General features: G+C 66.0%; 8 protein-coding genes and 1 pseudogene. 4 read left to right on the forward strand and 5 right to left on the reverse strand.

Annotation, left to right across the window (positions count from 1 at the left end; all coding sequences use genetic code 11):
• Positions 1 to 9: 9 nt before the first annotated feature.
• The 4 genes from JHD80_RS16995 to JHD80_RS17010 form a co-directional block, all read right to left on the reverse strand.
• Positions 10 to 1,302: an ABC transporter substrate-binding protein gene (locus JHD80_RS16995; RefSeq protein ID WP_199089651.1), complete on the reverse strand. Its 1,293-nt coding sequence runs from the start codon at positions 1,300 to 1,302 to the stop codon at positions 10 to 12.
• Positions 1,274 to 2,353: a substrate-binding domain-containing protein gene (locus tag JHD80_RS17000; protein WP_199089653.1), complete on the reverse strand. Its 1,080-nt coding sequence runs from the start codon at positions 2,351 to 2,353 to the stop codon at positions 1,274 to 1,276. Before JHD80_RS17000 ends, JHD80_RS16995 begins: the two co-directional genes overlap by 29 nt.
• A 511-nt stretch (positions 2,354 to 2,864) precedes the next feature.
• Positions 2,865 to 3,743, reverse strand: coding sequence for a LysR family transcriptional regulator (locus JHD80_RS17005; protein ID WP_199089654.1), 879 nt, complete (start codon positions 3,741 to 3,743; stop codon positions 2,865 to 2,867).
• Positions 3,740 to 4,615: a LysR family transcriptional regulator gene (locus JHD80_RS17010; RefSeq protein WP_199089655.1), complete on the reverse strand. Its 876-nt coding sequence runs from the start codon at positions 4,613 to 4,615 to the stop codon at positions 3,740 to 3,742. Before JHD80_RS17010 ends, JHD80_RS17005 begins: the two co-directional genes overlap by 4 nt.
• 120 nt (positions 4,616 to 4,735) lie before the next feature.
• Between JHD80_RS17010 and JHD80_RS17015 the strand changes: the two genes are divergently transcribed.
• Genes JHD80_RS17015 through JHD80_RS17030 form a run of 4 tightly spaced genes read left to right on the forward strand, consistent with a single transcriptional unit; the run spans position 4,736 to position 9,014 of the window.
• Positions 4,736 to 6,262 carry an ABC transporter substrate-binding protein gene (locus JHD80_RS17015; protein WP_248311609.1) on the forward strand — a complete coding sequence of 509 codons (1,527 nt, stop codon included), beginning with the start codon at positions 4,736 to 4,738 and terminating at the stop codon, positions 6,260 to 6,262.
• A gap of 35 nt (positions 6,263 to 6,297) precedes the next feature.
• Positions 6,298 to 7,233 (forward strand): ABC transporter permease, encoded by a 936-nt coding sequence (locus tag JHD80_RS17020; RefSeq protein WP_199089656.1) that lies wholly within the window; start codon positions 6,298 to 6,300, stop codon positions 7,231 to 7,233.
• A 4-nt stretch (positions 7,234 to 7,237) separates the two neighbouring features.
• Complete coding sequence (locus tag JHD80_RS17025) at positions 7,238 to 8,050, forward strand: ABC transporter permease (RefSeq protein ID WP_199089657.1); 813 nt, start codon at positions 7,238 to 7,240, stop codon at positions 8,048 to 8,050.
• A 37-nt stretch (positions 8,051 to 8,087) separates the two neighbouring features.
• Entirely contained in the window at positions 8,088 to 9,014 is a 927-nt protein-coding gene (locus JHD80_RS17030; RefSeq protein ID WP_199089658.1) for a serine hydrolase, read from the forward strand.
• A gap of 241 nt (positions 9,015 to 9,255) precedes the next feature.
• Here JHD80_RS17030 and JHD80_RS17035 read toward each other — a convergent pair.
• Positions 9,256 to 9,409, reverse strand: a pseudogene (locus JHD80_RS17035) (alanyl-tRNA editing protein); the annotation flags it as partial.

Consider the following 9,409-nt stretch of genomic DNA (forward strand, 5'->3'; position numbering starts at 1 on the left):
CGCCTCGCTTCACTGGATCGGGCAAGGATCGTCGCTAGGCCTGTCCGGCAGCCAGCAAGGTGCCTTCGTCTCGGCGATGATGCGCTTCAGCGCCTCGCCCTGCCGTTCGAGCGCGGCCTTCGGGTCCTCACCGCGCAGCACGATGCGCTGGAAGGTATCGAGATAGACCTTGTCGAACTCGCCGCCGCGCTGGTCGAGCCCGACGGGCAGCAGGCTAACAAGCGCGTTCTTGGCGCTCGTCATCTTCTGCACGGCGTCGATCTCGAGCTTGAGCCCCGGATCGATATCGGTCGGTAGGTCGACCTTGGCGACCGGGAAGAACGCGACCGCCTTCGCCGTCTTCACCTGGACGTCGGGTCTCGTGAGGTATTCGATCAGTTGCTTGGCCTGCTCGGCCTGCGGCGCACCCTTGGCGATGGCGAGGCCGGCGACCACCGGCATATAGCCCAGCCCCTTCGGCCCAGAGGGAGCCGGGAAGGCCACGAAATCCTCCGGCTTGCGCGAGAGCGCGTCGATCAGCCTGGCGACATGGTCGAAGGCGATCCAGACATCGCCGGAGATCAAAGGCTCCTGCATGAAGCCGTAATTGGTCGAGTTCGGATTGACGGTCTTCCAGAGCTCGCGGAATTTCGTCCACATCGCCACGGCCTCAGGCGACTTGAAGGTCGTCACCACACCGCCAGTGTAGGACGGGTAAAGATAGCCCTCGAAGAAGCGGTGCATCAGCCCGGTCGGTCCCGCCGGGAAGCCCAGCATGCGCTTGCCGGTCTTGGCCTGGATATTCGCGCCCCACTGCGCCAGCTGATCATAGGTCAGCGCATTGATGTCCGCGCCTTCGGGCAAGAAGGGCAGCGCCTGCTTGTTGGCGACCATGATGTAGGTCGCCTGCATCCAGGGGATGAACATCTGCTTGGCCGTGCCGAGCTTGCCGGCTTCCACCATGCCGGCGTTCAAGCCGCGGTCCTTGAGCTTCTCCAAGACGTCGTCGAGCGGAACGAGCGAATCCGCCGCCAGCGGCTGCAACTCGCCGTGGAGCGCGCCGATCAGGCTGGAGACCGGCTTGCCGCCCTGCTGCTCCGCGCGGATATGGACGCCAAGCTGCGGCGGCTGCTCGGTGACGAACTCGACACCGCCGGGGAAGTCCTTGAGAATATCCGAACGTAGCTTCTGCGCCGACTCGATCGGGCGCAATTGCGTGGACAGGAACACGACCTCCGCGGCTGCGGGCGTCGCGAGCCAGGCAAGCGTCAGGGCAGCAACGGCGGCGGAACGCCTAAGCCGTGTCGTGAAGCCTTTCGTCATCGGATTTCTCCTCCCTGGAGATAGTGCGACTCTTCGTTTGGCCGCTTGGGTTTGGAACGGGTCCGTCGGACCGGCGCGGAACAAGCGTCGCGCCCCGCAACTCATTCATCCCGGCGCCCTCCTGGCCGGCGAGCTGGGCCAGCAGCATGTCGAGCATGCGCCCGGCTGCGCCTTCGATATCGGGGTCGTAGCTGGTCAGCGGTGTCGCCGCGTAATTGGACACCGGCGAATTGTCGTAGCCGATCACGGAGACATCGTAGCCGGGGCGAAGACCTGCATCACCGAGCGCATGCAAGGCTCCGATCGCAAGGCGATCTGTAGCGCAGAGCAACGCGGTCGGCCGCTCCGGCCCGGCAAGCAACTCGTGAGCCAGACGGTGGCCGTTTTCCTCGTTGGGCTCGGCGAAGCGCGTGGGGCCGTGCGGCAAGCCTGCCTCCGCAAGCGCAGCACGCCAGCCGGCCTCCCGGAAGAAGCCGAAGCTGTAATCGAGCGGGGCACCGATGAAACCGATGCGACAATGGCCGAACCCAACGAGACGCTGCGTCGCTTCGCGGAAGGCGCGCGTGCCGTCGATGTCGACGCTGGCGTGCCCGCCGGCGCGCGTGCGCCCATGAGTGACGAAGGGCAGGCGCGCGTGCCTGAGATAGGCGATACGATCGTCGTCGAGGCGGGTCCGCGCCACGATCATCGCATCGACGCGCCGGTTCTCGACGAACTGCCGGTACAACGCCAGCTCTTCCGATCCGCTGCGCGCGCTGGAAACGATGAGATCGAGCCCGGCTTCCGCCAGGCGGGGACCGATCGCGGCGATCAACCTTAGAAAGAAGGGCTCGCCCAACTGGCCGGGGCCGGTGGGCAGGACGATGCCGACGGCATCACTCCGGCCGCCGCGCAGGCGGCGCGCTACTGCGTTGGGGCGATACCCGATCCGCTCGGCCTCTCCAATTACCCGCTTGCGAGTCGTCTCAGCGACGTCGCTATAGCCGCCCAGCGCCCGCGAGACGGTCGTTACGGAGAGACCCAGGGAGGTTGCGATCTGTGAGAGCGACACGAGCAGAAGCTAATCCGAAACGTTTCGGATGGTCAAATATTTGCATAACCTACCTGAAGCCGTGTCATCTCCGCCACGGGCTTTCCGCTCGGCACGGGCTGCGCTCGCGTGCCTGTCGCCCTGGCGGGAATGCTGCACAAGCGCCGGCGACAACCATCAGGTCGCGCCCGTTCACGTCCAGTTCTCCGGGAGTTGGCATATCGGTCTCCCATTTTGGGAAACCGCGGCCAAGGCTGGTCCCGCACGCCGCTTTGAAAAATAGAACAACCGAAAGAGCGACCAGTTCATTATCGTTCTAAAATGTTCCGCTCACGTGATCGCCAGTTCGCCGGGGACGGTAGCGCTGCTCGGGCGCCGATCGCGGTCGCGGCTTCCTACTCCCGTCGACGGGCGTCGTGGGCGCTGAGGGGTAGCCGAATAATGTCCGGCTTTCGACGAAGCGCCAACGTCGGCAAGTGGCGCCAAGCGCCCTCGCGGTAGCCTACCGTGGTGGCGGCGACATCCAAGCCGATTACCCGCTGCCCAACAGAATCTCGACGAAGCATGCTGCGAGGCGGCTCAAAGGCCGGCTACGAACGGTCATCAGGCATATTGTGATCGGCAATTCCGGCGTCACATCCAGCCTCACCAGCCCGTCGAAGCGCTGAGCCTGGGTCAGCAGGCTGTCGATCAGGATCACGTCCCCCTGGCGCGCCAGCAGATGGGCGGCGGAAATGCTGTAGGGCACGGTCATGAACGGCGCATAGTCGATGCCGGCCTGCTCGTGGGCCCGCGCGATCAGCCAACCCAGTGGCGATTTCTCGCGGTCGAAGCAGATCAGCCGCCGGTCCCTGAGCTCGGGCAGGCTGACCCGGCCACGGCGCGCCAGTGGATCGTCTTCGCGGACAAGGGCGATGATCGAGGCCTGTGCGAAGGGTGTCAGGGCGATGTCGTCGGTGACGCGGGGCGAGAACATGACACCGAGATCGGCCGCCCCCTTCGACAGTTCAGTCGGCGCGTCGCCCATGATCAGCTCGATGCGCGCCTCGGGATAGTCGGTCACCAGCCGCCGGATCGCCTGCGCGATCAGCCCCTGTCCGATGCTGGGCGTCGATGCGATCCGCAGCGGCAGGGCGCGCCCGGACCGCACGTCGCCGACCGCTCCACGCAAGGCATGCCAGGCATCCTCGACATGCCCCAGCGCCGACATCAGGCCCTGGGCCTCGGCGCGCAGGACTAGGCGGCCGTCACTGCGATCGAAGACCTGGACGCCGAGAACTGCCTCACTGCGGGCGATGATCTTGCTGACGGCCGATTGCGTCAGGTGAAGCTGCCGCGCGGCCTCGACGGTGGTGCCGCAACGGTCGACGGCGCGAAGGACCTTCGCGTGGGATGGCGCCAACGATTTCATGCATCCGTCCCGACGAGATGCTCCAGCAGGATGCGTGCGGCATGGTCGAGCGGCGCGCCGTCGCGATGATGCGCGAAAGCGGTGACCAGGGGGCTCTGATCGAGCGGGCGCACCGCCAGACCCTGCGTCAGGCCGCTGCTGATGACGAAGCCATCGACGACGGCGATGCCGACACCCTCGCGCGCCAGATGACAGGCACTGTCCGTATGGCGGACGGTGATCGCGATCCGGTCGGACAGGCCGATCCGCCCCAATGCGTCTTGAAAGCTGTCGGCCAGGCTGATGCCGTCCGGCCCGTAGCTGATCAGGCGCTCGCCTTCGAGGGCGTCGCGCGCCAGCCGGTCGCAGGCGGCGCGCGGATGAGCCTCGTGGAGCACGCAGACGAGCGGGCTGCAGCGCAGCGCGATATCCCGCAGCCCTTCCGTCGCCATCGGGCCGTAGGAAATCGCAAGATCGACCTCATTGGCGCTGAGATAGTCGCGGACATGGTCGAACATCACCTCGACGGCGGCCCGATCGTCCAGATCGCGACGCGCCCCCGCGATCGCCGGTGGCAGGATGCTGTGCGCCAGCCCGGGGACGGTCGCTATCCGCAGCCGATCGGCCATGCCGACGCGGATCATGTCGGCTTCATGATGGGCTCGGCGCAGGGCGCCGAAGGCCGGCCGCGCCAGCCGGTTCAGCTCCAGCGCCTCGGGCGTCGGGGTCAGGCGCCCCTGGACGATCGCGACGAGGCTGAGATCGAGTTCCTTTTCCGCCAGGCGCAGCGACTTGATCACGGCCGACTGGCTGACGCCGAGCCCTTGCGCCGCTTCACCGGTGCCGCCGAGGCGGACGAAGGCGTCGATCACCTGAAGCGCGCCCAGTCTCATCCACGCTATTCCATTTGGTTGATAATCTTGCCGAATGTTTCATTTGCGAGACTAGGCATGGCCATGGAAGGTTGCAAGCCGCCGCCGCCGAGGCAGAGCGGCCAAGATCAGGGGATATCCATGACTACATTCCGCTCCATGGTGTCGGCTGCCGCGCTCGCGCTTTCCGTTCTCGGCCCGGCGCTGACCGTCGCGCCCTCATCCGCCTTCGCGCAGGGCGTTCTCAAGCTGGCGCAGACGCAGGATCTCGTCTCGCTCGATCCGATCGCGACCAGCGACAACCCGTCGATCCATGCCCAACTGCTGATCTATGACACCCTGCTGCGCCCAAGCCCGGATGCCAGCAAGCTGGAGCCTGGCCTCGCCGAGAGCTGGACGGTGAGCGATGACGGCCTGACCTACAGCTTCAAGCTCAGGGCGGCGAAGTTCTCGGACGGAACGCCCGTCACCGCTGCCGACGTCGCCTTCTCGCTGAAGCGTGCCGGCAGCGATGCGTCGAGCTGGAAGCGCTTCTTCGCTGGGATCGATGCGATCGAGACGCCGGACGACCGCACCGTCGTGCTCAAGCTCAAGACCGTGTTCACGCCACTGCTCAACAACCTCGCCCTGTTTTCCTCGGCCATCCTGCCGCAGAAGGCCTTCGAGGCGGCGCCCGACAAGTTCTTCGAGAAGCCGATCGGCTCCGGGCCCTTCACCGTGGCGGCCTGGAACAAGGGGCAGGCGCTTTCCCTCAAGAAGAACGCGCATTACTGGCAGGTCGGCAAGCCGAGCCTCGACGGCGCCGAGATTCTCGTCCTGCCTGAGGGCAACAGCCGCGTGCTGAAGCTGCAGGCCGGCGAGATCGACGCCGCGCTTGAGATCCCGCTCAACCAGATGCAGAGCCTGGGCCGCGCCGGCACCATCAAGACCGCGGTCGCCAACGTGCTGCGCAGCGATTTCGTGCTGCTGAACACCAAGAAGAAGCCCTTCGACGATGTCCGCGTCCGCCAGGCGCTGAACTACGCCATCGACAAGGAAGGCTTGGTCAAGGCACTGCTCTACGGCGCCGGCAAGGTGGCGAACTCGCCGATGCCACTGATGGCTTATGCCGATCCCGATCTGAAACCCTATGCGCATGACATCGCCAAGGCCAAGGCCCAGCTCAAGGAAGCCGGCTATGCCGACGGTTTCAAGACGTCGCTGCTGGTGCATTCGGGCCGGCCGCTGCACCGCCAGGTCGGCCAGGCGCTGCAAAGCGCGCTCGCGCAGATCGGCGTCACCGCCGAGATCCGCCTCGTCGAGGGCGGCACGCACTGGTCGACCACCAAGGCCGGCGACTACGAGATGGCCGTCTCCTATGCCTCCAGCGACACGATCGACCCCGACCAGATGGCGGGCTTCCTGATCGTCAATCCGGAGCGCGCCAACGCCTACCACACCGAGTGGAGGAACGAGCGCGTCAACGAACTCTACGAGAAGGAGCGCGCCACCCGAGACGGGCCGGAGCGCGGCGCGATGTTCAGGGAGATGGTCAAGCTCTCCCATGACGGGGCGCCCTCGATCTTCCTGTTCTACCCCGGCACGCCATATGCGTATCGCAGCAATGTCAGCGGCTTCGAGGTGTTGCCGACCGGCAATTTCCGCCTCGAAGACGTCAAGCTGAAGTGAGGAAGGGGCGGCTCCCGGCCGCCCGGCCCGCTGCCATGTTGACCTACATTCTCAAGCGGCTCGTCCAGCTCGTCCCGGTGCTGTTCGGCATTACGCTCGCCTGCTTTTTCCTGCTCCGGGCGTTGCCGGGAGACCCGGCGACGCTGTTGCTGGGCGCGCGCGGCGGGGCGGACGAGATCGCGGCGATGAAGCAGCGGCTCGGGCTCGACCTGCCGCTGTGGCGGCAATACCTGCTCTTCCTCGGCGACATCCTGTCCGGCAGCCTCGGCCGCTCGGTCGTCTATGGTCAGCCGGTCATCTCGCTCGTGTTTGAGCGTCTGCCGGCGACACTCTGGCTCGTCGCCTATTCGACCGTGATCGCGGTCGCGCTGACCATTCCGCTGGCGCTGTGGTCGGCGGTCCGGCGAGACCGGGCGCCGGATATCCTGGTCAAGCTCGTATTCACGGTGCTGCTCGCGATCCCCTCCTTCTGGCTCGGGCTCGTGCTGGTCGTCATCCTCGCCATCTGGGTGCCGTTGTTTCCCACCTCCGGCTACGGCACCGGCCTGTTCTCGCGCCTGCATCACCTGACGCTGCCGGCCTTCGTGATCGCGCTGGCGACGGCCTCGCTGACCATTCGCAGCCTGCGCAGCGGCATCCTCAACGTGCTCGGCTCGGACTATGTCACCACCGCCCGTGCCAAGGGCAATGCGACCGCGCGTACCATGCGCGTCCATGTGCTGCCGAACGCGCTGATCAGCTCGATCTCGGTGCTCGGCGCCCATACCAGCTGGGTGATCGGCGGGACGGTGGTGATCGAGACGGTGTTCGCCCTGCCCGGCCTCGGCTCGCTCTTCGTCGAGTCGATCTTCGCCCGCGACTACCCGATGATCCAAGGCCTGACGATCGTCTTCGCCGTGCTGGTCGTCCTGATCAATCTCGCGACGGACATCGCCTATGCGCTGGCCGATCCGCGCATCAGGCTGGATTGACCCGATGAGCAAGCGCCGCCTCGATTCGACGCTCCTCGTCGGCCTCGTCATGCTCCTGCTGCTCGCCTTGCTCGTCGGGCTCGGACAGGTCTGGACGCCGCACGATCCCTTCCTGGTCGATTACGGCAACACCCTGCAGCCGCCTTCCGCCACACACTGGCTCGGGACCGACGATCTTGGCCGCGACGTCGCATCGCGGGTGATGGCCGGCGGCCTGGTCGATCTACGGGTCGCGCTCATATGCGTCATGGCGCCGGCGCTTCTGGGCATCGCGATCGGCGCGCTGGCGGGCTTCATCGGCGGACGGGTCGACACCGTGATCATGCGGATCACCGACATTTTCTGGGCCTTTCCCTTCCATGTGCTGGTGATCGCGATCGTCGGCGTGCTCGGGCCGGGCGAGGCCAATCTCTATCTCGCCTTTCTGCTGGTGAACTGGATCTCCTTCGCCCGCATCACCCGGGGCGAGGTGCTGGTGCTGCGCGAGCTCGAATATGTGCAGGCGGCGCGCAGTTTCGGCTCCAGCGATACCCGCATCATCGCTGCGCATATCCTGCCCAATGCGGTGACGCCGGCGATCGTCTACGCCATGGCCGATGTCGTTTTGACGATCCTGGCCGTGACCTCGCTCTCCTTTCTCGGCCTCGGCATCCAGCCGCCGACACCGGAATGGGGGCTGATGATCGCCGACGGGCGGCAGTTCATGTTCGACGCCTGGTGGATCGCGACCGCTCCCGGCCTCGCCATCATCTACACCGGCGTCACCTTCGCCCTGATCGGCGAAGGCCTCGACACGGCCTTGCGCCCCAAGGGCTGACTCCATCTCCCCGACCGACCTGCCTCGCGAGACGACCATGAGCTTCTTCACCGACACTGCCGACCTGAAGCGAATCGGCGCCTTGATCGAGGCCCATGCGGCGCCGATCTATGCCGCGCGCAACGTACCCTTCGCGCAGTTTGCCTATGTCCTGACCCGGCCTGCGCCGGAACGCGGCGGCAAGCCCGAGGGTGCCGCTCTCCGGCCGGACTGGCGCGCCTATCCCTGTTCGCTGGTGAAGGTGTTCCACCTCGTCGCCGCGCAACTGCGGCTGGAGGACGGCCGGCTCTCAGCCCATGGCGAGCTCGACCGGGCCATGCGCGACATGATCCTGTGGTCGTCGAATTCCGCGACGAACTACATCATCGACCTGCTCACGGGCACGACCGGCGACACGCTGCTCGGCGACGCAGAGATGACCATCTGGTGCGAACGCCGCGAGGAGATCAACCGGATCTTCGCTGCGCTGGGCTGGCCGGAACTCGCCGGCATCAATCTCAACCAGAAGCTGATGGACGATCTGCGCTACGGCCGGGAGAAGATCGCGCTCGACCGTTCGGCAGCCGGGCATAACTGCCTGACGCCCATCGCCATGGCGCGGCTGATGCACGAGATCTTCAGTAATTCCGCCCTGCTGCCGCCGGCGCGCCAGGCTGCAATCCGCGACCATCTCGCCCGCGACGCCAACGATCCCGACCGTGGTCGCGGCGCCTATCAGCTTCTCGGCTATCTCGGCGATGCATTGCCCGATGGTACCCGGATCTGGTCGAAGGCCGGGCGCACGCGCTGGCTCGGCGACGACCGCGCCTCATTCCGCCGGCATGACACGCTCCGTGCGATCCTGCCTGGAGGACATGAGTTCCTCCTCACCGTCTTCACCCAGGGCGAGGCTGTCGCCGAGGATGACGGCTTCCTCCCCGCGATCGGAGCGCTGGTCGCAGCAGAGATAATGGGTCAGCGCTGAAACCACACTCGCGGCGACTGCGGCCCTGGAGGTACTGCAATCGGGGATACTGATCGCCCTCTGATGTCGCTTCCCGGCGGACGCTCAAGGTCAGCTATTGGCGCTTCTGGCCCACGCCGCCGAGAGCTTGCCTGAGTTGCCGATGACGGTGGCGACGCCGAAGCCGTGATGCCGTGTCGGCACGTGAATGACCCTGTCCACACAAGCCGTAAGGCCAGGAGCCGCTTCGGCCTCGGTGGGGTCACACGGCCACCTTGATGCGTCGGTTCTGGCGTCCCTTGTTGTCTATCTTGACGATACGCGCAGGGCGCGCCTGGCCAGTCGAAGCGAGATGCGTTCCACCACAAGCCTGCCGATCGAGGCCAGCAATCTCGACGATGCGCACGGTGCCATCC

Origin of the sequence: Allobosea sp. ASV33 (genome assembly GCF_016428755.1) — a bacterium.
GTDB lineage: Bacteria > Pseudomonadota > Alphaproteobacteria > Rhizobiales > Beijerinckiaceae > Allobosea.